The organism is Halorussus amylolyticus (assembly GCF_004143485.2).
Lineage (GTDB): Archaea > Halobacteriota > Halobacteria > Halobacteriales > Haladaptataceae > Halorussus > Halorussus amylolyticus.
The window spans coordinates 102074-121777 of the sequence record NZ_ML974132.1 but is presented as its reverse complement, the minus strand read 5'-3'; the positions used below and the strand labels follow the sequence as shown (position 1 = coordinate 121777).

Annotated in this window: 31 protein-coding genes and 1 tRNA gene; 5 read left to right on the top strand and 27 right to left on the bottom strand. The window is 65.7% G+C overall.

Annotated elements, in window-relative coordinates; genetic code table 11:
* Nucleotides 1-9: 9 nt before the first annotated feature.
* The 24 genes from EKH81_RS07865 to EKH81_RS07750 are packed head-to-tail and all read right to left on the bottom strand — an operon-like array spanning nucleotide 10 to nucleotide 12814.
* Complete coding sequence (locus tag EKH81_RS07865) at nucleotides 10-489, bottom strand: uL15m family ribosomal protein (RefSeq protein WP_132059685.1); 480 nt, start codon at nucleotides 487-489, stop codon at nucleotides 10-12.
* 2 nt (nucleotides 490-491) lie between these two features.
* Nucleotides 492-956, bottom strand: a complete 465-nt coding sequence (gene rpmD / locus EKH81_RS07860) for a 50S ribosomal protein L30 (protein ID WP_132059687.1) — start codon at nucleotides 954-956, stop codon at nucleotides 492-494.
* A complete protein-coding gene (locus EKH81_RS07855) occupies nucleotides 953-1600 on the bottom strand; it encodes a 30S ribosomal protein S5 (protein WP_132059689.1) in 648 nt (215 codons plus the stop codon). Before EKH81_RS07855 ends, rpmD begins: the two co-directional genes overlap by 4 nt.
* 3 nt (nucleotides 1601-1603) lie before the next feature.
* Nucleotides 1604-2155 carry a 50S ribosomal protein L18 gene (locus tag EKH81_RS07850; protein ID WP_132059691.1) on the bottom strand — a complete coding sequence of 184 codons (552 nt, stop codon included), beginning with the start codon at nucleotides 2153-2155 and terminating at the stop codon, nucleotides 1604-1606.
* 2 nt (nucleotides 2156-2157) lie between these two features.
* Nucleotides 2158-2598, bottom strand: coding sequence for a 50S ribosomal protein L19e (locus EKH81_RS07845; RefSeq protein ID WP_132059692.1), 441 nt, complete (start codon nucleotides 2596-2598; stop codon nucleotides 2158-2160).
* Nucleotides 2595-3302, bottom strand: coding sequence for a 50S ribosomal protein L32e (locus EKH81_RS07840; protein ID WP_132059694.1), 708 nt, complete (start codon nucleotides 3300-3302; stop codon nucleotides 2595-2597). The genes EKH81_RS07845 and EKH81_RS07840 overlap by 4 nt, the downstream gene beginning before the upstream one ends.
* A 3-nt stretch (nucleotides 3303-3305) precedes the next feature.
* A complete protein-coding gene (locus tag EKH81_RS07835; protein ID WP_132059696.1) occupies nucleotides 3306-3842 on the bottom strand; it encodes a 50S ribosomal protein L6 in 537 nt (178 codons plus the stop codon).
* Between the two features lie 2 nt (nucleotides 3843-3844).
* Nucleotides 3845-4237 (bottom strand): 30S ribosomal protein S8, encoded by a 393-nt coding sequence (locus EKH81_RS07830; protein WP_132059698.1) that lies wholly within the window; start codon nucleotides 4235-4237, stop codon nucleotides 3845-3847.
* A gap of 2 nt (nucleotides 4238-4239) precedes the next feature.
* A complete protein-coding gene (locus EKH81_RS07825; RefSeq protein ID WP_132059700.1) occupies nucleotides 4240-4422 on the bottom strand; it encodes a 30S ribosomal protein S14 in 183 nt (60 codons plus the stop codon).
* Entirely contained in the window at nucleotides 4419-4943 is a 525-nt protein-coding gene (locus tag EKH81_RS07820; RefSeq protein WP_132059702.1) for a 50S ribosomal protein L5, read from the bottom strand. Before EKH81_RS07820 ends, EKH81_RS07825 begins: the two co-directional genes overlap by 4 nt.
* Nucleotides 4940-5638 (bottom strand): 30S ribosomal protein S4e, encoded by a 699-nt coding sequence (locus tag EKH81_RS07815; protein WP_132059704.1) that lies wholly within the window; start codon nucleotides 5636-5638, stop codon nucleotides 4940-4942. Before EKH81_RS07815 ends, EKH81_RS07820 begins: the two co-directional genes overlap by 4 nt.
* Nucleotides 5631-5990: a 50S ribosomal protein L24 gene (gene rplX, locus EKH81_RS07810; RefSeq protein ID WP_132059706.1), complete on the bottom strand. Its 360-nt coding sequence runs from the start codon at nucleotides 5988-5990 to the stop codon at nucleotides 5631-5633. Before rplX ends, EKH81_RS07815 begins: the two co-directional genes overlap by 8 nt.
* A complete protein-coding gene (locus tag EKH81_RS07805; protein ID WP_132059707.1) occupies nucleotides 5987-6385 on the bottom strand; it encodes a 50S ribosomal protein L14 in 399 nt (132 codons plus the stop codon). The genes rplX and EKH81_RS07805 overlap by 4 nt, the downstream gene beginning before the upstream one ends.
* The gene (locus tag EKH81_RS07800; RefSeq protein WP_132059709.1) at nucleotides 6385-6780 is read right to left on the bottom strand and encodes a 30S ribosomal protein S17; all 396 of its coding nucleotides are present in this window, start codon (nucleotides 6778-6780) and stop codon (nucleotides 6385-6387) included. Before EKH81_RS07800 ends, EKH81_RS07805 begins: the two co-directional genes overlap by 1 nt.
* Nucleotides 6771-7154, bottom strand: coding sequence for a ribonuclease P protein component 1 (locus EKH81_RS07795; RefSeq protein WP_132059711.1), 384 nt, complete (start codon nucleotides 7152-7154; stop codon nucleotides 6771-6773). Before EKH81_RS07795 ends, EKH81_RS07800 begins: the two co-directional genes overlap by 10 nt.
* A gap of 2 nt (nucleotides 7155-7156) precedes the next feature.
* Nucleotides 7157-7366 (bottom strand): 50S ribosomal protein L29, encoded by a 210-nt coding sequence (gene rpmC / locus EKH81_RS07790; protein ID WP_132059713.1) that lies wholly within the window; start codon nucleotides 7364-7366, stop codon nucleotides 7157-7159.
* Nucleotides 7366-8289: a 30S ribosomal protein S3 gene (locus tag EKH81_RS07785; RefSeq protein WP_132059715.1), complete on the bottom strand. Its 924-nt coding sequence runs from the start codon at nucleotides 8287-8289 to the stop codon at nucleotides 7366-7368. Before EKH81_RS07785 ends, rpmC begins: the two co-directional genes overlap by 1 nt.
* Nucleotides 8289-8750, bottom strand: a complete 462-nt coding sequence (locus EKH81_RS07780) for a 50S ribosomal protein L22 (RefSeq protein WP_132059717.1) — start codon at nucleotides 8748-8750, stop codon at nucleotides 8289-8291. Before EKH81_RS07780 ends, EKH81_RS07785 begins: the two co-directional genes overlap by 1 nt.
* A gap of 3 nt (nucleotides 8751-8753) precedes the next feature.
* Nucleotides 8754-9179 carry a 30S ribosomal protein S19 gene (locus EKH81_RS07775; RefSeq protein WP_132059719.1) on the bottom strand — a complete coding sequence of 142 codons (426 nt, stop codon included), beginning with the start codon at nucleotides 9177-9179 and terminating at the stop codon, nucleotides 8754-8756.
* Between the two features lies 1 nt (nucleotide 9180).
* Nucleotides 9181-9900 carry a 50S ribosomal protein L2 gene (locus tag EKH81_RS07770; RefSeq protein ID WP_132059721.1) on the bottom strand — a complete coding sequence of 240 codons (720 nt, stop codon included), beginning with the start codon at nucleotides 9898-9900 and terminating at the stop codon, nucleotides 9181-9183.
* A 2-nt stretch (nucleotides 9901-9902) separates the two neighbouring features.
* Nucleotides 9903-10157 carry a 50S ribosomal protein L23 gene (locus EKH81_RS07765; RefSeq protein ID WP_132059723.1) on the bottom strand — a complete coding sequence of 85 codons (255 nt, stop codon included), beginning with the start codon at nucleotides 10155-10157 and terminating at the stop codon, nucleotides 9903-9905.
* Entirely contained in the window at nucleotides 10154-10900 is a 747-nt protein-coding gene (gene rpl4p / locus EKH81_RS07760) for a 50S ribosomal protein L4 (protein ID WP_132059725.1), read from the bottom strand. Before rpl4p ends, EKH81_RS07765 begins: the two co-directional genes overlap by 4 nt.
* Nucleotides 10901-10902: 2 nt before the next feature.
* Entirely contained in the window at nucleotides 10903-11919 is a 1017-nt protein-coding gene (locus EKH81_RS07755; RefSeq protein WP_132059727.1) for a 50S ribosomal protein L3, read from the bottom strand.
* Between the two features lie 4 nt (nucleotides 11920-11923).
* The gene (locus EKH81_RS07750; RefSeq protein ID WP_132059729.1) at nucleotides 11924-12814 is read right to left on the bottom strand and encodes a putative RNA uridine N3 methyltransferase; all 891 of its coding nucleotides are present in this window, start codon (nucleotides 12812-12814) and stop codon (nucleotides 11924-11926) included.
* A gap of 213 nt (nucleotides 12815-13027) precedes the next feature.
* On the opposite strand from EKH81_RS07750, the gene EKH81_RS07745 reads away from it, so the two are divergent.
* From EKH81_RS07745 to EKH81_RS07725, 5 genes are all read left to right on the top strand, one after another.
* Nucleotides 13028-13098: transfer RNA gene (locus EKH81_RS07745), tRNA-Gly, on the top strand.
* 87 nt (nucleotides 13099-13185) lie between these two features.
* Complete coding sequence (locus tag EKH81_RS07740) at nucleotides 13186-13497, top strand: MTH1187 family thiamine-binding protein (protein WP_132059731.1); 312 nt, start codon at nucleotides 13186-13188, stop codon at nucleotides 13495-13497.
* Between the two features lie 221 nt (nucleotides 13498-13718).
* The gene (gene mch, locus EKH81_RS07735; RefSeq protein ID WP_132059733.1) at nucleotides 13719-14651 is read left to right on the top strand and encodes a methenyltetrahydromethanopterin cyclohydrolase; all 933 of its coding nucleotides are present in this window, start codon (nucleotides 13719-13721) and stop codon (nucleotides 14649-14651) included.
* A 2-nt stretch (nucleotides 14652-14653) separates the two neighbouring features.
* On the top strand, nucleotides 14654-15142 hold the full coding sequence (locus EKH81_RS07730) for a double winged helix-containing putative transcriptional regulator (protein ID WP_132059735.1): 489 nt from the start codon (nucleotides 14654-14656) through the stop codon (nucleotides 15140-15142).
* Nucleotides 15143-15586: 444 nt separating this feature from the next.
* The gene (locus EKH81_RS07725; RefSeq protein WP_132059737.1) at nucleotides 15587-16285 is read left to right on the top strand and encodes an HAD family hydrolase; all 699 of its coding nucleotides are present in this window, start codon (nucleotides 15587-15589) and stop codon (nucleotides 16283-16285) included.
* 15 nt (nucleotides 16286-16300) lie between these two features.
* Here the strand turns inward: EKH81_RS07725 and EKH81_RS07720 are convergent, their stop codons facing one another.
* From EKH81_RS07720 to EKH81_RS07710, 3 genes are all read right to left on the bottom strand, one after another.
* Entirely contained in the window at nucleotides 16301-16621 is a 321-nt protein-coding gene (locus EKH81_RS07720) for a hypothetical protein (RefSeq protein WP_132059739.1), read from the bottom strand.
* A 145-nt stretch (nucleotides 16622-16766) separates the two neighbouring features.
* On the bottom strand, nucleotides 16767-18407 hold the full coding sequence (locus EKH81_RS07715) for a GTPBP1 family GTP-binding protein (protein ID WP_132059741.1): 1641 nt from the start codon (nucleotides 18405-18407) through the stop codon (nucleotides 16767-16769).
* Nucleotides 18408-18532: 125 nt separating this feature from the next.
* Nucleotides 18533-19540 (bottom strand): restriction endonuclease, encoded by a 1008-nt coding sequence (locus EKH81_RS07710; RefSeq protein ID WP_162224579.1) that lies wholly within the window; start codon nucleotides 19538-19540, stop codon nucleotides 18533-18535.
* Nucleotides 19541-19704: the final 164 nt, after the last annotated feature.

Genomic DNA, 19704 nt, shown 5'->3' with positions numbered 1-19704 from the left:
GGTGTCGGATTACTCGTCGTCCGCTTCGTCTTCGTCGTCGGCTTGCTCGCCGCGCTCGCTGAGGGTGGCGTCGCCGCCCTCCTCTTCGATGAGTTCGACCGCGCTCGCCGAGAAGGCGTCGGCGGTCACTTCGAGTTGGTTGCGGACCTGACCGCCGCCGAGCACCTTCACGGCGTCGGCGTCCCATCCGTCCTCGACGACGTCGCGGGCGTCGAGTCGGTAGCCGAAGTCGGTCTCCTCCGCGAGGCCGTCGGCGGCCAGCACGGCCGCGTCCTCGTCGAGCTTCTGCACGCCGATGGTCAGGACGGTCTCCTTGACCTTCTCCGGCCGGGAGAAGCCGTGTTTGCCGAGCGGTTCGTAGTTGTGGAACTCGTGTTTGTCGCGCCCCGCGCGCCCGCGGCCGCCGCGATTCCCGGCACCGCGCCGGTTCTTGTGCGTGCCGCCGCCGTGGGTTCGAGAGCCGCGCTGTCGTCGTTTCTTGCTGGTCATGGTTATCGCATCGCCTTGAGGAGCGAATCGATTTCCTCGGTGTCGTGCTTGCCGAGTTCGCCGCCCTCCGCGACGGGGTGTTTGAGGCCGTCGTGGCCGCCCCGCGGCGGGTGGAGGCGAAGGACCGGTGCCAGACCCTGCTCGCGCAGGGTCGTCTCGTCGTCGAGCAGCGCCGACGCGAGGTCGGCGATGTCGTCGTAGTCAGTGTTGTCGGCGACCCACTCGTCGTCCACGTCGTCGGAGCCTTCGCTCGGCTCGGCGCGCTTCTCGAGGAGCGTTTCGAGCACGTCCTGGCTCGGTTCGCCGTACGCGGTGTAGTCGTTGACCTTCGTTATCATCCCGCGGTAGGTGTCGCCGTCGGGGACGAGCGCACAGTGGTTCACCCGGTGGATGTTGAGCATCTCCAAGGTGTCCTTCGTGGTGCCGGTCATATCGACCTCGCCGCGAATCTGGACGACCGCTTTCATGAGTCGGCCACCTCCTCGCCGTAATCGACCTGTCCTCGCGGGCCGCGCGACTCGGCGGCGTTTTCGAGGGCGTTGTAGGTCGCTTTCGCGAGGTTGAGCGTCGTCCGGGTGTTGCCGTGGCTCTTGGTCCACGCGTTCTCGACGCCGCCGAGTTCGAGAATCTTCCGGACGGTGTCGGTCGCCGCGAGTCCCAGCCCGGTCGGGGCCGGAATCAGTTCGACTTCGACGCTCCCCGCCTTGCCCTTCGTCTGGCGAGCAAGCGAGTGCGGTCGTTCGCTACGGTCCTCCCACGACCCCGCGCCGCGGTTGACTCGGACGAGGTTGAGCTTCGCGACCTCGATTGCCTTCTGAATCGCGCCGCCGACCTGGTCGTCTCGACCTTCGGCGTAGCCGACGTAGCCGTCGCGGTTACCGATAGCGACGACACATCGGAACTTCACGCGTCGACCCGAGTCGGTCATGCGCTGGACCATGTTGATGTCCAGCACTTCGTCTTCGAGTCCGGGCAGGAGCTGGTCGACCAGCTCCGGCTCCTTCAGCGGCAGGCCGGAGTTGAGGGCGTCTTCCATCGTGTCGATGTCGCCCTCCGCGACTTTGCGGCCGAGGCGGGTCTGGGGTTCCCAGCCGTTTCGGTTTGCACACATGTGTTAGTCCTCCTGTAGTTCTGCGAGCACTTCGTCGAAGTGCTCGGGTAGTTCGGTGGCGTCGAAATCCCCGCTGTAGAGCGGCTCGTCGAGCTGTTCTGCGTACTCGGCGATGTGTTCGCCGCGAGTACGCGACCAGTCGGCGAGCACCGACTCGTTGTGAGGGATGTCGAGGCCAGCGTCGATTGCGCCTTCCTGCACCGCGAAGGCCTGGTTTCCGGGGGTCGCCGTGTTGAGGCCGATGTCGAGCACCGCCTCCTCGTACCCCGCGTCTCGCGCGCGCTTGCCGAGCAGATACCCCGTGAGGTACGCACTCGGGAGATTGCCCGTGGGGGCCTCCCAGCCGTACTCCTCGAGGTCGCCCGAGAACGCGCTCGCGACCGTTTCGTCTCCGCCCGGACCCATCGTGACCAGCTGCGCCCTGACGTGTTGGTTGCTCTTGCGAGCGACCAGCCGGGGCTTGCCGGATTTCAGCAGGCGCAACCTCTGATGGTAGTCGGTCCGGACCTCGCGCCGACGTCGCATCGGCACCGTGTATCGTGGTCCTGTTGCCATGGTTAGTAGTTGTTCTCGATGTAGTTCAGCAGGTACTGGACGCTACGGAACTCCCCGCCTTTCGACTTGTCGTAGAGGTCGCGGTACTGCGACTGGGTGATTTCACCCTCTGCGCGGAGTTCGCGGAGCTTTCGCCGCTGTGCGCGAATCGTTTTCGTCCACTGTTCTTTCCCGCTCTCTCGACCGCCCGCCTTCCCCTTCCGGGAGCCGGGACCGGTCTGGTGGCCGTAGTTGCGCTTCTGCTGGCGCTTTCGGGCGCGACCGCGGGAGTTACCTTTCTTCGTCTCCGCCTGAATCGTGCCGTCGTCGACGAGTTCGCGGATGTCTTCGCGGGTAATCGCCTCCGCGATGTCACCCTGCGCGTCGGGGTCGAACCAGACGCGGCTCTCGCCGACGTCGAGCACGTCGGATGCGAGTCGCTTCTGTGCGGTCAGGTCAGTCATTCTTCCACCTCGACTTCGACGTACGTCGGGTTCAGGACGCGAATGTCCTGTTCTTCGGCCTGTTCCTCGATGCGCTCGCGCTTGCGCGCGCCGACCTTCGACGCGATGCGGACCGCTTCGACGTCGCCGTCGACGCCTTCGAGGTCGGACGCGTTGTGAACGCGGACCTCCTCGAAGCCGCTGGGGTGCTTGCCGCGCACCGCCTCGGGCGTTCGGTAGCCCGCTTCGACCTTCGGACCCTTACCCTTGATGCCGCGGCGCTGCTTCGATAGCTGGCCGCGGGGACGCCGCCACGAGGTGGGCGTGCGCTTTTTCATGTGGTAGTCCTGGCGATTGAACTGCGGCTTGCCAACGCGCTTGCGCTGGGCGAGCAGTTCCTCCTCGCGCTCGGTGAGGTCGGGAGTCTTGTCGACCAGTCCGCGGGGTCGAAGCTCGGTCTCGACCTCCTCGGCTTCTTCCTCGTCGGACTCCTCGGGTTCGTCCTCCTCGATTTCGGCCTCGGTCTCGTCTTCGACTTCGAGACCGCCCACGTCCGCTTTGATGCGGGCCGCGAGCGCGTTCCCGATGCCTTCGACGTCTGCGAGTTCGTCCTGACTCGCGGCTTTGACGTCCTCGACGGAGTCGAAGCCCGCGTCTCGGAGCGAGTCGGCTTTGCTCGGGCCGACGCCGCTGATGTCTTCTAGCTCTTGGGATTCGTCTGCCATTCGTTAGGCACCTCCTGTCTGGGGCTTTTCGGTGATGTAGACGCCGTCCTGGAACACGCGAGTGTCCTTGCCCCGCACGCGGGTCAACTGCTCGATGTCCGCGGCGGTCTGTCCGACGTCCTCGATGCTCGGGCCGCTGAGGGTGACGACCTCGTCGTCCACATCGACGGTCGTGTCGCCGTGAATCGAGGTGCGTCGCGGCGCTTTCTCGCCGAGGAAGTTCTCGATGACGACCTCGTCGCTCTCGGAGCGGACTTGCATCGGGAAGTGGGAGTAGAACACCTCCATGGTGTACTCCCATCCCTCGGTCACGCCGTGGAGCATGTTTCGCACGTGGCTCTCGAACGTGCCGATGGTCGCCGTCGTCTTCGCGTCGTCTTCGTCGCTCTCGATGACCACCGAGTCGCCGTCGACTGCGACGGACACGTCGGGGTACCAGAGGCGTCGTGTGACACTGCCGTTGGGACCCTCGACTGTGAGTTCGAGATGGTCCGTCTCGGCGCTCGCCTCGTCCGGAATTTCCAGTTCTACTCGTGGCATTGTTAGTACACGTAGGCGATTATCTGGCCACCGACGCCCTGTTCGCGGGCCTCGTAGTGGCTCATGACGCCGTGGCTGGTCGTGACGACGAGCGCCCCGTATTCGCGGGCGGGGAGGAATCGCTTCTCCCACTTCTCGAACTCGTCGGCTCCCGCCGAGTAGCGGGGCTTGACCGCGCCACATTCGTTTATCGCGCCTTTCAGTTCGACCTCGAATCGACCGGCTTTGCCGTCGTCGATGAATTCGAACCCATCGACGTACCCGCGGTCGTAGAAGACCTCAAGTACACTGCCGATTTCGTTCGAGGCGGGCTGTACGGTGTGGTTCAGGTGTCCGACGCTCTCTGCGTTGTCGACGCCCGAGAGCGCGTTGGACAGCGGATCGTTTCCTGCCATTGTTATCGGTACTTCTTGAATCCCATGCTTCGGGCGATTTCGCGGAAGCACTGGCGACACAGATTGATGTCGTACTTGCCGACGAGGCCCTGCTTTCGGCCGCATCGCTGGCACTCCTCTATCTGGCCGGTTCGCTTGGCCGCGTGCTCTCCCGTCGCGTCGGACTCTGTTTCGCTCTCGCTCATTTATCTACCTCCACGTCGAAGTTCGATTCGAGGTACGCGATGGCGTCCTCGACGGTCAGCTTGTGGCTCGACGGAATCGAGCGCGACACCTTGTCGCGCTTCGAGACCCGGTAGCCGGGTCGCACGAGGTTGACCGTCACGTCGAGACCGTAGATGCCGACGTTCGGGTCGTACTCCTGGCTCGGGAACTCGGTGTGTTCCTCGACGCCGAAGCTGAAGTTTCCGGTGTCGTCGAACTGCTTGGCGGCGATGTCCGAGAGCGCTAACGCCGTTTCGAGGAACGCCTCTGCGTCCTCGTCGCGGAGCGTCACTTTGGCTCCGATGGGGTCGCCCTGTCGGATGCCGAACTCGGGCTTGGTCGATTTCGCCAGCGTCCGGACGCTCTGTTGGCCCGTCACGCTTTCGAGAATCTCCTCAGCGTCCGCGAGTTCGCGGCCGCCCTCGCCCACGCCCATGTGGACGACGACCTTCTCGACCGTCGGCTCGCGCATCTCGTGGAAGTCGGCTTCGGCTTCGCTCATTCGTCATCACCCGTAAAGTTCTCGTCGATAACGACGACGTACTCCTCGACCGTCTCGAAGGCTCCGTCGTCGGTTTCGACCGCGACACTGTTCGAGCCGCTTCCGGGCGTGACGTGAATCTCGGTGACTTCGCCGATTTCGCCGGCGTGCTGGCCGCGAACGGCCGTCACGAGGCTCCCTTCTTCGTAGGGGAAGTGGGCGACGATTTCGTCGTCGTCGTTGTTCACGACGATGGAGTCACCGGCCGCGTAGTCGCTCGCGTCCTCGACGACGAGGTTCTTGCCGTCGTGGAGATTGAGCTGGGTCTGACCGCCGGTGACCAGCGTCTTGTCGTCGATTTTCGCGAGTTTGCTGTCGGCGGCGTCGCCGTCGATGGGGGTCAGCGCGAGCCGACCGCCCTCGTCGGGGAAGACGCGGTAGTGCTCGTCGCGCTCGGTGAACGTGAGGATGTCGAACATCCCGATGGGACGGTCCTCGGAGGCGTTCGGGTCGCCGTTGACGAGGATGTTGTCCTGTTCGAGCGCGTAGCGCGCTTCCTTTTTCGACGCGACGTAGCCCAGCACGTCCCGAAGCAGGATGACCAGCGGGACGCCCTCCTTGCCGTGCGGGCCTTGGGCCTTCACGGTGAAGGTGTCGGTCTTGCGCTCGACGGGCCACGAGTTCGGAACGGAGAGTCGTTTCTGGTGGTTACTCATTGTCGTCACCTCTGAGACGCGCCTCGCGTCGGTCGTCGTCCAGGTCGAGGTCGGTCACGCGAAGGTTGCTCGCGTCGAGCGGCCGGGGGACCTCCTCCCCGTCGGCCTTCTCGACGGTCACGTCCTCGACGCGAACGACCGCGTCGCGGAGGTCCACGTCGATGACTTCGCCTTCCTCTCCGGCGAAGTCGCCGCGCATGACCTCGACGGTGTCGCCCGCGTTGACCCGAACGTTTCGGGTCTCGTACTCCTCGCGGAGGTCGTCGGACAGCGTGGCCGTGACCTGCTTGTGTCGCTCGTGGAGCGAGGCACTCTCGGTCTGATTTCGCTGTTTGCGTGGTTGCGTAGTCATACTATCATCGTAGCCGTGCTCGCTATCGAACCGAACCGCTCGGCGACTTCCCGCGCGATGGGACCCTTGATTTCGGTCCCGCGCGGTTCCTCGACGTCGTCGATGACGACGGCGGCGTTGTCTTCGAACTTCACCCGCGTCCCGTCGGGACGGCGGATGGATTTGCGCTGGCGAACGATGACCGCTTCCAGCACCTGACGCCGCATCTCGGGAGTACCCTTGGTGACCGAGACGGTCACTTTGTCACCGATACCCGCCTTCGGGTGTCGGTTCTTGGTGCCCGAGTAGCCGGAGACGCTGATGAGTTTGAGTTCGCGTGCGCCCGTGTTGTCCGCGCACGTGAGCAGCGACCCCTTCGAGAGGCCCTGCGTCACGTCAGCTTTGAGCGCTTCCATCAGTCGTCACCTCCGTCGACGATATCCTCGTCGGACGGTTCGACTTGTGTGGTATCGCCCGCTCCGAAGTCCCGCGTCGTCTCGAACTGCTCGACGACGACGTGGCTCTTCGTTTTCGAGAGCGGTCGTGTCTCTGCTATCTTGACCGTGTCACCGACTTCGAGGTCGATGCATTCCGGCGCGTGGGCCGGAACGCGCGACCGGCGCTTCATGTACCGGTCGTACTTCGGCACCGGAACGTCGTACTCTCGTTCGACGATTACGGTCTTGTCCATGTCTGTGGAGGCGACCTGGCCTTCGATGGTCTGTCCGCGAACGGAAAGCGTTCCGTGGAACGGACAGTTATCGTCGGCACAGGTCTCCTCCGGCTCTGTTACGTTCAGTCCTATTGCCATCTGGAGTCACCTGCCTTCTCGGTACGTAGCTCGGGTCGTGAGAGCAGTCGCGCGCCATCCACCGTAACGTAGGCCACGCCCTCGCGAGAGCCAGACTGACCGGAGCGACCTCCGGCAGTTTCCGACCCACGTTTGGACGCGGTCCCCGACCGGTTAGCCCGGTCGGCGGGTTCATCTGTGAGCGCGAACTCGAACGTCGAGCCCTGCTTCGGTACCTGTCGCACCCGGTCGGCCGACGCGACGCTCAGCGTTCCCTGGGTCTCCGCGACGACGCGACCCTCGATACCGACGAGAGTCGGGTTGGTCGCCGCGACGACCCGAACGGGGAGTCCGTTGAGTTCGTGTCGCGTCAGCGTTTCGGGTGTGAGTGGCATGTTTATTCGTCTACGTCGCCTTCTTCTCGGCGCACCGTCTTGATGCGCGCGATTGTCCGGCGCAGTTCCTTGAATCGGCCGGGGTCTTCCGGCGCACCGCCCGCGGCCTTCACGGCCTTGGCGTTGAGGAGTTCCGTCTGGAGGTCTTCCAGTTCGGCCTCGCGCTCTGCGGGGGTCATGTCGCGGATTTCTTCGACGTGGAGAATCGCCATTATTCGTCACCCTCCTCGTCGGCTTCGTCGTCCATCTCGTCGAGGAGTTCCTCGGCCTCCTGCTCGACTTCCTCTTCGAGTTCGTCGAGGTTCTCCTCGACCGATTCGTCCTCCTCGGATTCCGCTTCGGACTCGTCGTCCGCCGCGGTCTCCTCTTCGAGGACTTCCTCGACGACTTCCTCGACCTCCTCGTCGTCGGGTTCGGCGGCCTCCTCGGCCGCGTCCTCCTCGCCGAGTTCTTCGAGTTCCTCGTCGGTCGGCTCTTCGAGGAGCTGTTCGACCGACTCGTTCGCTTCGACCGCTTCGGGGACGACTTCCTCGGGACTCGCGCCCTCTTCGACGTCGAAGTCGTCCGGAAGGTCGGCTCCCGGCGGGATTATCTTCACGTCCACGCCGATGGTGCCGAGCTTCATCACTGCGACGCCCTGGCCGTGGTCGACGATGTCCTCGGCGGGTTCGCCGTTGTGCTTGATGTAGCCGCGGTTGAACTTCTCGACCCGCGAGCGTGCGCCCGTGACCTTTCCGGAGAGGACGATTTCCGCACCGAGTGCGCCCGCGTCCATGATTCGGTCGATGGTCGTGTGTCCGGCCTTCCGGAAGTACCAACCGCGTTCGAGCGCGTTGGCGAGTCGGTCGGCGACGATGCGAGCGTTCAGGTCCGGTTCGTCGACCTCCTGCACGTCGATTTGGGGGTCGTCAAGCTCGAACTTCTCTTCGAGCTGGGTCGTGATTTTCCGGATGTTCTTCCCGCCCTTGCCGATGACCATCCCGGGCTTTTCGGCCTTGAGCACGATTTGGGTGCCCATCGGGGTCTTGGCGACGTCCATGCCGCCGTAGCCCGCGCGGCCGAGTTCGTCCGCGAAGAACTCGTCGATTTGGCTCCGCTGTAGCCCGTCTTCGATGAATTGGTGTTCGTCTGCCATTATTCGTCAGCCTCCTCCAGGATGAGTTCGACGTCTACTTCCATCGTGTTCCACGCGGACGCACGCCCCATCGCTCGGGGCTTGCGACCCTGCACCTCGCCGACCTTGTGGGCGGCGACGTGCATGATTTCCATCTCCTCGCCGTCGAACCCCTGCGAGTCGGCGTTGTTGACGACGTTTTCGATGAGGTCGAGAAACGCCGCGCTGGCCTTCTCGGGGTAGCGTCCGGCGTCCCAGCCGTCGATGTCGCTCCGGTGGCCCACGCCGCTGTTGTGGGACTTGAACGGCACCGACCGCTCGCCGTCGATGACCTGCTGGAGGTACGCCTGGGCGTCCTCGGCGGTCATGCCCTTGATTTCGCGGGCGATGGCTTTGCTGTGCTTGTGGCTCATGTGGCGCTCCCGGAGCATCCCCTTGGCGGTGGTGTCCGGGTCGGCCTCGACGCTGTAGCTGATTCCCATGGTTTACTTGAGTGGCACGAACTTCGAGGAACGGGTCGCCCCGATACCGGCCTGTCCGTGTTCGACCGAGGTTCGGGTCAGCTGGAACTCGCCGAGGTAGTGGCCGAGCATCTCGGGCTCGATTTGCACGCGCTCGAAGCTTTGGCCGGTGTACACCGCGAACGTCTTGTCGACGAACTCGGGGAGTATCGGCATGTTCCGCAGGTGGGTCCGAATCGGGTCGTTGGCCGACCCTTCCTCGGTGGCCTCGCGGGCGTCCTCCAGCAGCTTCTCCTGCTGGGCGGACAGTCCCCGCTCGATGGTTCGCCGCTGGCGTGCGGGAAGCAGTTCCGCGACTTCGTCAACACTCATCTCCTGCAATTCGTCGAGCGTGTGACCGCGGTAGGTGAACTCACCTTCGCGGCCGGTTCGGTACTCTCCACTACTCATGTTACTTGCCTCCTCGTCCCGTGCTCCGGGACGCGATGTCGCCGACCTTGCGGCCCGGCGGGGCGTCCCGCGAGACCGACTTCGGGCGACCGGGGTGCTGGCGGCCACCGCCACCGAACGGGTGGTCGACGGCGTTCATCGCCACGCCGCGCACGTTCGGCCACTTGGTGCCGCGAGCCTTCATCTTGTGGTACTTGTTCCCGGCCTTGACCATCGGCTTCTCGGTCCGGCCGCCGCCCGCGACCACGCCGATGGTCGCTCGGGCGTCGGGCGAGAGGCGCTTGACCTCGCCGCTCGGGAGCTCGACGACCGCGGCGTCGCGGTCGTGGGTGATGAGGGTCGCGCTCACGCCGGATGCGCGAGCGAACTTCCCGCCGTCGCCGGGACTGCTCTCGACGTTACACACCGGGATTCCCTCCGGAATCTCGCCGAGCGGCAGGGTGTTGCCCTCCTTGATTTCGGCGCTGACGCCGATTTGAATCTGCTCGCCGACGCCGACGCCTTCGGGCACGAGGATGAGTCGCTGGTCGCCGTCGTCGTACTCGACTGCGGCGACGGGCGCGCTCCGGGCGGGGTCGTGTTCGATGTCCACGACGGTCCCGGTGACTACGTCGGTGTCCTCGGGCTTCTTGTGCGTGAGGTCGGCCTTGTATCGGTGCGACGGGGCGCGGAAGGTCGAGCCACCGCGACCGCGTCGTTGTCCTTGAATTCGTCGTCCCATGTTCAGAACACCCCGATTCGTGAGGCGACTTCCTGCGCGTCGTCGTCCTCCGAGAGGGTGACGGTCGCCTTCTTGGTGCCGTTCGTCGTCACCTGCGTGTTAATCTTCTCGATGGTGACGTCGTACTGATTCTCGATTTCCTCGCGGATTTCGGGCTTGGCGGCGTCGAGGTGGACGATGAACTGGAGCTTGTTCTTGAAGTCCATCTCGTTCATCGCCTTCTCGGTGACCCACGGGTACTCGATGATTCCGCTCATCGGTCGGCCACCTCCTCGATTGCGCTCTCGGTCCAGACGGTGAGGCGTCCAGCGTCCGTACCGGGCGCGAGGTCTTCGACGTTGACTTCGCGGGCGGTCGCCACGTCTGCGCCCGCGAGGTTGCGGGCGGCCTTCGAGGGCTCCTCGCTCGTCACGAACAGGACCGACTTGGGCGTCCGGTACTTCCGGCCGCGGAGTTTGCCCTGTCCGGCCCGAATGGTCTTGTTCTCCTCTGCGCGCTCGATGTCGGCGTCCGCGCCGACGGCTTCGAGGAACGAGACGACTTCCTTCGTCTTCACGAGGTCCTCGAACTCGTCGCTCACGACGAGCGGGAGGTCGAGGTCCTCGTCGAACTGGTGGCCGCGCTCGGCCACGAGGTCGGCGTCGACGGTCGCCGCGACCGCGCTTCGGGTCGCGAGCTTTCGCTCCTTCTTGTTGATGTCGAGCGTTCGGTCTTTCTCTTCTTTCGGCGGGTGGGCCTTGCGACCTCCGACGGTCTGGGGCACGCGTGCGCCCTGTCCGTTCGTTCGGGGGACGTGAGCCATCCCGCGACCACTGCCGGGCGACTCCGCCGAGGTCCGCATCCCGGCGTAGTCGTCCGCGCCGTAGTCCTGCTTGCGGTTTGCCTGCGCGGCGAGCACGGCACGCTTGATGAGGTCCGTCCGGACGGTCGTCTCGAACACGTCCGGCAGGTCCACGGTGCCGTCGTCCTCGCCGTCGAGGGTTCGGATAGTTGCCTGCATGATTATCCTTGGTTAGATTCGGTGCTTACGTACCGCACCTCGGGGTCGAGGCGCGGTTGGTCGTTCGGTCGAACGGCGGGACGGAAGCGCAGAAGGCGCTTGTCCGGTCCGGGAACCGACCCCTTGATGAGCGCGTACGGCCCGTCGACTTCGCCGTAGTTGACGAAGCCGCCCGAGACGCTCGCGTCGTCACCGTCGCCGATGTCGATGAGGCGCTTGTTGAGTTCGGTCCGCTGGTGGTAGCCGGTCTGACCCTGCTGGGGAACCGTCGAACGCACGCGCGACGGATTCCACGGGCCGAGGTTGCCGATGCGGCGTCTCCAGCCCTGCCGGGCGTGCTTGCCCTTTCGCTTCTGGACGCCCCAGCGCTTGACGGGGCCCTGCGTCCCTTTGCCTTTGGTCACGCCGCTGGTGTCGAGGTACTCGCCCGCGCGGAACACGTCGTTCATCTCGTGTTCCCCGCCGTCTTCGAGCAGGTCGAGTCCGAAATCGACGCGGTCGTCGAGCGACCCGCCGCCGACGCGAGTCTCCATCACGTCGGGCTTTTTCTTCGGCACGCTGGCGATGTCGCTCGGGACGGTGTGGGTGATGACGCGGAGGTCCGAAACGTCGCCGTTCGCGACCGCCTCGCGGAGTTCGTCCGCGGCGGCGTCGGCGTCGTGGTCCTCCGGAACGTCGAGCGTTCGGTCGAGTTCCTCGTGGAACTCGGTGCCCCACACGTCCGTCAGCGGCTTCTTGCCGTACGGTGTCTGTTCGTAGGCTCGTAGAGCGACCGCCCGCATCGGGGGCGTCTCCACGATGGTGACGGGAACGGTCTCCTCCATCCCCTCGCGCGGGGAGTCGGATTCGTCGTTCACCATCACGACGTGGGTCATGCCCGCCTTGTAGCCCGCGAAGCCCTGGAGAGACGGACTGCCGTCTCCGTCGGGCCACGAGTTGAAGCGCGGAACCTCGCTGGCCGCACGCGTGCGGGGGCCGAACCCTAGCGAACCTTTACGTGGTCTGCTTGTTTCTGGCATCGTATCACTTCTCTTTGAGGTTCAGGCAGGCGAGGGTTGCGACGATTGCTTCTTCGGTTCGCACGACCCCGCTGCCTTGATTCGGAACCGCGTTGAGCCAGAGGTCAAACCGGCCGGGTGCGCCCGATTCGACTTCGGACTTCGCGTCCGCCTCGTCCCCCCACGAATCGGTCGGCCACGCGTGGCCGACCGATTCGGGCGGGAGGTCGAGTATCTCCGGCAAGCCACGACCGGGCGAGCCGAACACGACGGTCATGCCGTCGGCGGCGGTGCGGCCGACCAGCTCGGTCAGCCGTCCGGTCGTCAGTTCGACCCCGTGGCGGGACGTCGCGATGCGAACGCCCGCGTCATCGCGGTCGAGTGCTGCCGGGAGGTCCGTGCGCGTCACTTCGAACCCCGGTCGGGGTTCGTCTACGAGCTTCGCACGGACCGGACTTCGCGAAGAGATCCTGACGGTTACGCGCTCCCCCTCTTCGACCGCCATTTTCGGCGGGACGACGAGCGAGATAGGGTGTTGCAGTCCGCAATTGACCCTGACGCGGCCTTCAGGTCCGACCTCGGTCACGATTCCCTGTCTTGACGACCCCGAACCCTCGGATTCGGAGCCGGTCAGCGACGGGCCGCGGAGCGGCGGCAGGATGCCCGCGTACTCCAGTTCGTCGCGTCTGCCGAACACCTCCTTTCGGAGGTAGGGCGGCGTCGCGGCGTATTCCAGCACGGTGCTTACGAACCCGCCGCCCCACTTCTCCTCGCCGTCGGGGTCCGGAAAGACCCCGAGGCGGTCGGCCCGGAAGATGGTCGCCGCGCGGGCGACGTAGCCGAGTTTGCGAGTTGCCTCGCGTTTGTCCTCGGCTTCCCGGACGAGGGACGACGGCACGAGTACGCTGACAGTCATACCGTGACGCTTCGGCGGCCGGTCACTAGACTGTAGCGAATCGTACCGGCTTAGTTCTTAAAAGGGTGCCGCTTCCGAGCTCGGATTGGGAGCCGGTCCCACGGTCCGAGCCGACCGAAATCAGGACTTGAACCGTGGTAGCGTCTCCCGATTCCGCTCCGATTCGGAAGCCTTATTTAGTGTCCTCCGGTTATCTGTAAATGCAGATAGCACGCGCCGGTAGTGTAGTGGTATCACGTGACCTTGCCATGGTCGCAACCTGGGTTCAAATCCCAGCCGGCGCACTTCTCTCGGACGCTACTTTCTCTGGAGTCGTGTCTCCGCGACAAATCCGGGAAACGCATTAGAGGCCCCCGGTCGTCACTCCGAACATGACGGCAATCGCACTCCTGAGCGTCGCACCGGTCACCGAAGACAGCATGGCGGAAGAAGTCGCCGCGGCCGTGGCCGCCCTCGACGACTTCGACGTGTCCTACGAGACGAATCCGATGGGGACCGTCATCGAGGCCGAGACGGCGGGCGAACTGTTCGCCGCGTCCCAGGCCGCCCACGAAGCCGTCGATGGCGACCGGGTGAGCACCGTCCTGAAGATAGACGACAAGCGGACCGAGGACCTTCGCGCGCGTGAGAAGGTAGAGAAGGTCGAGGACGTACTCGGCAGAGAAGCGAAGCGGGAGCGATAGCGGGCGGGGCAAGCACCTGCGAAAGCCCACTGACTAATCGGTAGAATCTACCCACCGACCAAGCTACCAGCGAAAGCTTGCCGACCAGACCACGGGGTGGGACTTTCGAGGTGTTCACCGCCCCGTTCTCGTCGTCACGAACCGAGAAGCGACAAATACTACGGCTCCTTCGTTCGTAGCGACTGATAAACTGTTTACCGGGTGACGCCCAAGCCACTCGCATGGACAGCCTGAACCGGAACGCACTCGAACTCGCGGACGAGGCGCTCGACTTCGCCGAGGAACTCGACATCGGCGCGGTCGAACTCGACAACGGCGCGACCGTCCTTGACTTCGGCCACGAGTTCGACGGCGGTCTCGAAGCCGGACTCCTGCTCGTAGAGCTACAGACTGCCGGACTCGCCACGGTCCAGAGCCGAATGGACGAGGTAGCTGGCGCACCCATCCCGCACGTCGAACTCTCGACCGACCACCCCGCGCTCGCACTGCTCTGCTCGCAGAAGGCCGGATGGGAGGTCAGCGTCGATGATTTCGAGGGACTCGGGAGCGGCCCGGCCCGTGCGCTCGTGGCCGAGGAGGACGAGTTCGCCCGCGTGGGCTACACCGACGCGTTCGACTTCGCGGTCCTCGCGGTCGAGAGCGACGACTACCCCACCGAAGCGGTCGCCGAGCAGGTCGCCGACTTGGCGGGCGTCGAGACGAGCAGCGTCTTTCTCCCGTCGGTTCCCACCGCGAGCGTGGCCGGGAGCGTCAGCGTGGCCGCGCGGGCGGCCGAGATGGCGGTGTTCCGACTCGCGGAACTCGGATACGACCCGCTCGACATCGTGACGGCCGTCGGGGACGCCCCGGTCGCGCCGGTCGCGGGCGACGAGGAGACCGCTATCGCGCGGACGAACGACGCCTTAGCGTACGGCGGCCGGGTCCACCTCACGGTCCGCGAGGAGTTCGACCGCTTCGACGAAATCGTCTCGACCGCGACCGACGAGTACGGCACCCACTTCGCCGACATCTTCGAGTCGGTCGATTGGGACTTCTACGACGTAGACGAGAGCGTGTTCGCGCCCGCCCAAGCCACAATCAACGTCGTGGGCGGCGACACCCACGTCGTCGGCGAGCGCGACGAGGACCTGCTGGCCGAGAGCTTCGGCCTGTAACGATGCGATTCAAACTCGTTCCCGAACCCCCCGAAACGCTCGACTTCGTGGCGGACGCCCAGCGCGCGGTCCCGCTCGTGCCGGGGAGCGAGGACGACTGCTGTGCGCGCCTCCTGAGCCGGACCGACCTCCCGAGTCGAGACGCGGCCCGGACGTGGCTCACCTTCCTCCGGGCGCTCGGACTGGCCGAGGAAGGCCCGTCAGGGTTCAGCCGCATCCGGCGGGACCCCGACCCCGAGTACCTCCGGGAGCGATTCCGCGACCACGTCTTCGGGGCTCCGGCGGTCCTCTCGACTCTGGCCGACGCCGACCGACCGCTCTCGGCCGACGAGGTGTTCGAGCAATTCCGCGACGAGGTGCCGACGTGGGAACACCACAAGAATCCGAATTCGTGGCAGGAAATCTGGGGCGAGCGCGTGGGCCACGTGCTCGACTGGTGCGTGCTACTCGGACTGGCCGAGAAGAGCGAGGACGGGTATCGGGCGGCGTAGATTCGGTCTTCGTCCCTCAGTTTCGCGCATCTTCACAGACCACGCGATTACGCGGATTTCCACAGACAACGGGACGCGCCGCGCGCTCGGTCGCATCTGCGGTGCGGCCGCGACCGAGCGCGCACGCGGGGAGGCACGGGGCGCGGTGGCTGTGCGGTGGCTGTGTGGTGGCTGTGCGGTGGCTGTGTGGTGGCTGTGCGGTCGCGGTGCGGTTTCATATGTACCGGGAGTAGGTAGCTTCACCAGTCCTACTACGAACTCCGACCTCCACCAGTCCTACTACGAACTCCGACCTCCACCAGTCCTACTACGAACTCCGACCTCCACCAGTCCTACTACGAACTCCGACCTCCACGGTTCCCGAGTCCCTACCCGACTCCTCGACATCCATCCGTAGCGGACGACTTTTATCACGAGACGCTTCCAACGTCCCGATACGAACACATGGATTCGAACGCGACTCCGGACACTACCACAAAAATCGACACCGTCCTGTTCGACCTCGACGGGACGCTCGTGGAGTACGAGCGAAGCCCCGGCGAGGTCCTCGAAATCGCGTTCGAGCGCGCAGGGTTCGACCCCTTCTTCGAGGTCGAAGCGTACTTCGACCGCTTCGACGACCACCTCGGACCCGGGGTGTCCATCGACGAGGGACGCGCGAACTGCTTCGCCGAAATCGCCGCGGATTCGGGCCGCGACCCCGAGGAGGGCCGCGCCGTCGCCGACGCGTTCGCGGCGGCGCGCGACCAGTCCCGTGTGCGGGCGCTCCCCGGCGCTCGCGAGGCGCTCGACGCGCTCGCCGACGACTTTGCGCTCGGTCTCGTGACCAACGGCCCGCCCGAGATGCAGACCGCGAAACTGGCGGCCGCCGGACTCGGCGACCACTTCGAGACGGTCGTGTTCGCGGGCCACGACGCGGCCGCCAAGCCCGACCCCGAGCCGTTCGAAGTCGCACTCGACGCGCTCGGAAGCGACCCCGACCGCGCAATTCACGTCGGCGACTCGCTTGGGTCCGACGTGACGGGCGCGCACGCAGCGGGCCTGCGGTCGGCGTGGGTACAGGCGAACGACGGCTCGACTCCCGGCCCCGAACCCGACTACGACTTCGCGTCGGTCGGCGAGCTTCGGAACCGCCCGTGGTAGCCGCCTAGCCGCCGACTATCGACCGTCGAACGCGTTCGCCACGACCATCAGGACGCCGAGTCCGGCCAGCACCAGCGAGAACGTGCTTCCCGTCGTGGCGTACTCGTAGCCGCCCCACACCGCCACGCCAGCGAAGAACGCGAGCCGCCAGTTTCGGGTCTGCATCGAATCTCGCACGACCGCCACGAGCAACAGTCCGGTCAGGTACACGCCGAACAGCGCGGAAATCACGCCCTCGCCTTCCTGCACCGCGACGAACGCGCCCGCCACGCTCAGCGCGAACAGCGCGACGACGAACATCCGGACGACCACTTCGATGACGCGATTTCGGTTCATAGCTCACCTCTCGGCGCGCGGATAAAAGCCCCGTCGAACCGGAGCCATCGACCGCGAGCGGTCGATGGCTCCGGGTTTTCGTTCGCTCGGGATTCGTGTTCGTTCGAGGTTCGCGCTCACTCGGAACGCGAGTCGGGATTCGCGCTCACTCCGAGCGCGAACCGGGATTCACGTCGGTTACGGTCCCGACGCCCTTGCTCTGGCCCTCGCGGAACACGAACCGCTGGCCCTCCTCCACGAGGTACGGTCGGAATTTGAATCGGACTCTCGTGGTCCCCGAGTCGCCCGGCAGGAGCTGGCCGCCTCGCGGGTGGAACTTCGCGGCCTCGCTCACGGTTTCGAGATGGACCACCGGCTCGTAGCCGTCGCCAATTCGGGTCGGGTGGTTCAGCACGACGACCTCGGCCTCGAACTCCCGGACCGGCTCGGGGTCGGCGTCGGCCGGGAGCAGGACCATCCCGCGCTCGATGTCGGGTTCCCGCACCCCCTTGAGCGCGATACCGACGATGCGGCCCGCCTTGGCCTCGTCCACGCGGTGGTAGTGCATCTCGATGGACCTGACCTCGACCTCGCGGAACGCGCCGTCGGCCATCGGACCGACGAGGAGTTCGTCGCCCGCCTCGACTTCGCCCGACATGATGGTTCCGGACGCGACAGCGCCGACCCCCGTCACGCTGTAGCTCCGGTCGATGTACATCCGGAACTCCCCGGAGTCGGCGGTCGTCTTCGGCAGGCGCTCGAACAGTTCGTCGAGCGCGTCGAGTCCCTCCATCGTGACCGCGCTCGTGGTGAGGACTGGCACGACGTTCTCGTCTATCTCCTCGATAGCGGCGTCGATGCCGTGGCGCTCGATTCGGAGCGGCGTCTTGCCCGCGTCTCGGAGCAGGCGTTCGACCTCTCGTTCGACTTCGGCAACGCGCTCGTCGGTCACGGCGTCGGCCTTCGTGATGGCGACCATCGTGGGGAGTTCGGTGGCGAGCAGGACCCCGAGATGTTCGCGGGTCGTCTTTGTCGGGCCGTCGTCGGACGCCACGGTCAGCAGGCCGTAATCGAGCTTCTGGCCCACGAGTCCGCGAATCGTGGTCCTGAGCCACGGCTCGTGGCCCACGGTGTCCACGAACGAGACGAGGCGGTCGGACTCCTCGACGACTCTGGCGCGGTCGGTCTTCCGGTGAGGGTTGTCCATCCGGACCGGTCCCTCGCCGTCGAAGCCGTAGACCGCGTACGAGAGGTCGGCCGAGAGACCGCGCTCGACCTCGTGGGGTTGCACGTCGAGGTAGCCCCGCGTGCCGCCCTCGCCGTCGTCGGCCTGTCCGGTCACGAGCGACCCGACGAGCGTGGACTTGCCGTGGTCCACGTGGCCCGCGGTGCCGACGACGATGTGGTCGCTGTCGGTGTCGAGCATCGCACCCTCCCGAATCGTGGCGAGGCCGACGAGTCCGTCGCCACCGTCGGGCGAGACGGTGCCGTTCTCGTCGATGCCCCACGTCTGGACGTCCTCGATGTGCGCGCCAGCCTCCTCGGCAAGCAGGCTGAGTACGTCCATCGACTCCGAAAAGGCGTCGTGGCTGATGCCCGCGATGCCGCCGTCGTCGGTGACGCCGACCACGTAGGTGGCTTCGCCGTCACCCGACAGCACGCGGTGTCTGAGTTGTGCGGCCAGACTCTCCATCCGACCGTCCGCGAGATGGAGGTCCCTCGTGAGTCGCTCTTTGAACTCGACGCTGCCGCCCTCTCGCTCGCCGCGGTCGAGAGCGCGTTGCAGCGTGGCCCGCTTCGGGCACATACGCCGAGGTTAGGTCGGACGCGGCAAAAGCCTTGCCCGGATGAGTATGTCTACGTTTACCACGGTCTCGCGGGCGTCGTTTCGGTAGCGTCCACCGCTCTGCGTGACGGCCGCTCGGCCCGCGTTCACTGTTCGGTCACGTTGGTCGAGATGGCGGTGTCGCGCTCGAACTCGACCGCCGTGGTTCCGGCGGTCTCGTTCTGGTCGTAGAACAGGGTGCCGGTCTCGCCCTCCGGAACCGCGAACGCGGTCCAGACGACCCGGTTCTCGCCCGGACCCATCGGGAAGTCCACGAAGCCGTCGTGGTCGCGGAACGTCTCGTTCTCGTAGGTCGTCCCGTTGGCCCGGTACTTGAACGCGGCCTGCTTCAAGGGGGCGCGGTCCTCACCGGTGTTGTTGATGCTCATCCGGACGACGACGAACTGCTGGCCCTCGGGCGCGGGGTAGGCCAAATTGTCGGTCTCGTTGGGGTCGATGGCGTCTTTCAGTTCGGCGTTCCACGCCACCGATAGCGTGGCGTTGGCGTCGTCGGGCGACGCAGATTCGGCCGAGATACCGTCTCCCCCGCCGCCGAGGAACGGAATCGACGGCCCGCCGAGGAAGCCGACCGCGACCACCGCGACGACGAGGACGGCCGCAATCGCGAGTCCCTTCGTTCCGAGACTCCCGACGAGTGAGCCGACGCGCTTGCGGAGCGGGGCGAATCGGTCGAGGGGCGAGTCGCCGGACTCGTCTCCGCCGGCCGCACCGTCCCCCGCGGTGTCGCCGTCACCGTACTTCTCGACGAGGTCGGTCAGGTCCCGGCGCTGGAGGAAGCGCTGCACCTTCTCGCCGTCGAGGAGTTGGATTTTGGTTCCGGCTGCGACCTTCTCGGCGTGGTCGGACATCTGTCCAGCCGAGACGATGGCCGCCTCGTCCACCTCGTACTGCTGGCAGAGCGACGCGAACTGCTGGACCTGCTTGCCGCCGACCTCGCCCTTCGAGGCCGGAACCGCCCAGAGGAGACCCTCCTCTCCGGCCTGTGGCTTCTGGACCGCGACGAACGTCTTCTCGCCGTCGCGCTTGACCGTCGTCTGCCAGCCCTGCTGCTCCCAGAGGGCCGCCACGAACTGCCCGAATTCGGATTGGTCCATTCCCTGCAACATGGATACTCACCGCGGGGACGCTGTTCGGATTCATATCCTCAGTCCCCCTATAAAAAACATCGCCCACCGCGCCTCCGAGGGCGGGCGGTCGCACGCGACCGCCCGCCCTCGGTCGAATTCGGGTCAGTTCTCCCGGCGAATCCGCACCGTCT

Bases quoted from the DNA above. Each gene is read 5' to 3' on its own strand.
- EKH81_RS07865 (WP_132059685.1), bottom strand. From the start codon at position 489: ATGACCAGCAAGAAACGACGACAGCGCGGCTCTCGAACCCACGGCGGC.
- rpmD (WP_132059687.1), bottom strand. From the start codon at position 956: ATGAAAGCGGTCGTCCAGATTCGCGGCGAGGTCGATATGACCGGCACC.
- EKH81_RS07855 (WP_132059689.1), bottom strand. From the start codon at position 1,600: ATGTGTGCAAACCGAAACGGCTGGGAACCCCAGACCCGCCTCGGCCGC.
- EKH81_RS07850 (WP_132059691.1), bottom strand. From the start codon at position 2,155: ATGGCAACAGGACCACGATACACGGTGCCGATGCGACGTCGGCGCGAG.
- EKH81_RS07845 (WP_132059692.1), bottom strand. From the start codon at position 2,598: ATGACTGACCTGACCGCACAGAAGCGACTCGCATCCGACGTGCTCGAC.
- EKH81_RS07840 (WP_132059694.1), bottom strand. From the start codon at position 3,302: ATGGCAGACGAATCCCAAGAGCTAGAAGACATCAGCGGCGTCGGCCCG.
- EKH81_RS07835 (WP_132059696.1), bottom strand. From the start codon at position 3,842: ATGCCACGAGTAGAACTGGAAATTCCGGACGAGGCGAGCGCCGAGACG.
- EKH81_RS07830 (WP_132059698.1), bottom strand. From the start codon at position 4,237: ATGGCAGGAAACGATCCGCTGTCCAACGCGCTCTCGGGCGTCGACAAC.
- EKH81_RS07825 (WP_132059700.1), bottom strand. From the start codon at position 4,422: ATGAGCGAGAGCGAAACAGAGTCCGACGCGACGGGAGAGCACGCGGCC.
- EKH81_RS07820 (WP_132059702.1), bottom strand. From the start codon at position 4,943: ATGAGCGAAGCCGAAGCCGACTTCCACGAGATGCGCGAGCCGACGGTC.
- EKH81_RS07815 (WP_132059704.1), bottom strand. From the start codon at position 5,638: ATGAGTAACCACCAGAAACGACTCTCCGTTCCGAACTCGTGGCCCGTC.
- rplX (WP_132059706.1), bottom strand. From the start codon at position 5,990: ATGACTACGCAACCACGCAAACAGCGAAATCAGACCGAGAGTGCCTCG.
- EKH81_RS07805 (WP_132059707.1), bottom strand. From the start codon at position 6,385: ATGGAAGCGCTCAAAGCTGACGTGACGCAGGGCCTCTCGAAGGGGTCG.
- EKH81_RS07800 (WP_132059709.1), bottom strand. From the start codon at position 6,780: ATGGCAATAGGACTGAACGTAACAGAGCCGGAGGAGACCTGTGCCGAC.
- EKH81_RS07795 (WP_132059711.1), bottom strand. From the start codon at position 7,154: ATGCCACTCACACCCGAAACGCTGACGCGACACGAACTCAACGGACTC.
- rpmC (WP_132059713.1), bottom strand. From the start codon at position 7,366: ATGGCGATTCTCCACGTCGAAGAAATCCGCGACATGACCCCCGCAGAG.
- EKH81_RS07785 (WP_132059715.1), bottom strand. From the start codon at position 8,289: ATGGCAGACGAACACCAATTCATCGAAGACGGGCTACAGCGGAGCCAA.
- EKH81_RS07780 (WP_132059717.1), bottom strand. From the start codon at position 8,750: ATGGGAATCAGCTACAGCGTCGAGGCCGACCCGGACACCACCGCCAAG.
- EKH81_RS07775 (WP_132059719.1), bottom strand. From the start codon at position 9,179: ATGAGTAGTGGAGAGTACCGAACCGGCCGCGAAGGTGAGTTCACCTAC.
- EKH81_RS07770 (WP_132059721.1), bottom strand. From the start codon at position 9,900: ATGGGACGACGAATTCAAGGACAACGACGCGGTCGCGGTGGCTCGACC.
- EKH81_RS07765 (WP_132059723.1), bottom strand. From the start codon at position 10,157: ATGAGCGGAATCATCGAGTACCCGTGGGTCACCGAGAAGGCGATGAAC.
- rpl4p (WP_132059725.1), bottom strand. From the start codon at position 10,900: ATGCAGGCAACTATCCGAACCCTCGACGGCGAGGACGACGGCACCGTG.
- EKH81_RS07755 (WP_132059727.1), bottom strand. From the start codon at position 11,919: ATGCCAGAAACAAGCAGACCACGTAAAGGTTCGCTAGGGTTCGGCCCC.
- EKH81_RS07750 (WP_132059729.1), bottom strand. From the start codon at position 12,814: ATGACTGTCAGCGTACTCGTGCCGTCGTCCCTCGTCCGGGAAGCCGAG.
- EKH81_RS07740 (WP_132059731.1), top strand. From the start codon at position 13,186: ATGACGGCAATCGCACTCCTGAGCGTCGCACCGGTCACCGAAGACAGC.
- mch (WP_132059733.1), top strand. From the start codon at position 13,719: ATGGACAGCCTGAACCGGAACGCACTCGAACTCGCGGACGAGGCGCTC.
- EKH81_RS07730 (WP_132059735.1), top strand. From the start codon at position 14,654: ATGCGATTCAAACTCGTTCCCGAACCCCCCGAAACGCTCGACTTCGTG.
- EKH81_RS07725 (WP_132059737.1), top strand. From the start codon at position 15,587: ATGGATTCGAACGCGACTCCGGACACTACCACAAAAATCGACACCGTC.
- EKH81_RS07720 (WP_132059739.1), bottom strand. From the start codon at position 16,621: ATGAACCGAAATCGCGTCATCGAAGTGGTCGTCCGGATGTTCGTCGTC.
- EKH81_RS07715 (WP_132059741.1), bottom strand. From the start codon at position 18,407: ATGTGCCCGAAGCGGGCCACGCTGCAACGCGCTCTCGACCGCGGCGAG.
- EKH81_RS07710 (WP_162224579.1), bottom strand. From the start codon at position 19,540: ATGGACCAATCCGAATTCGGGCAGTTCGTGGCGGCCCTCTGGGAGCAG.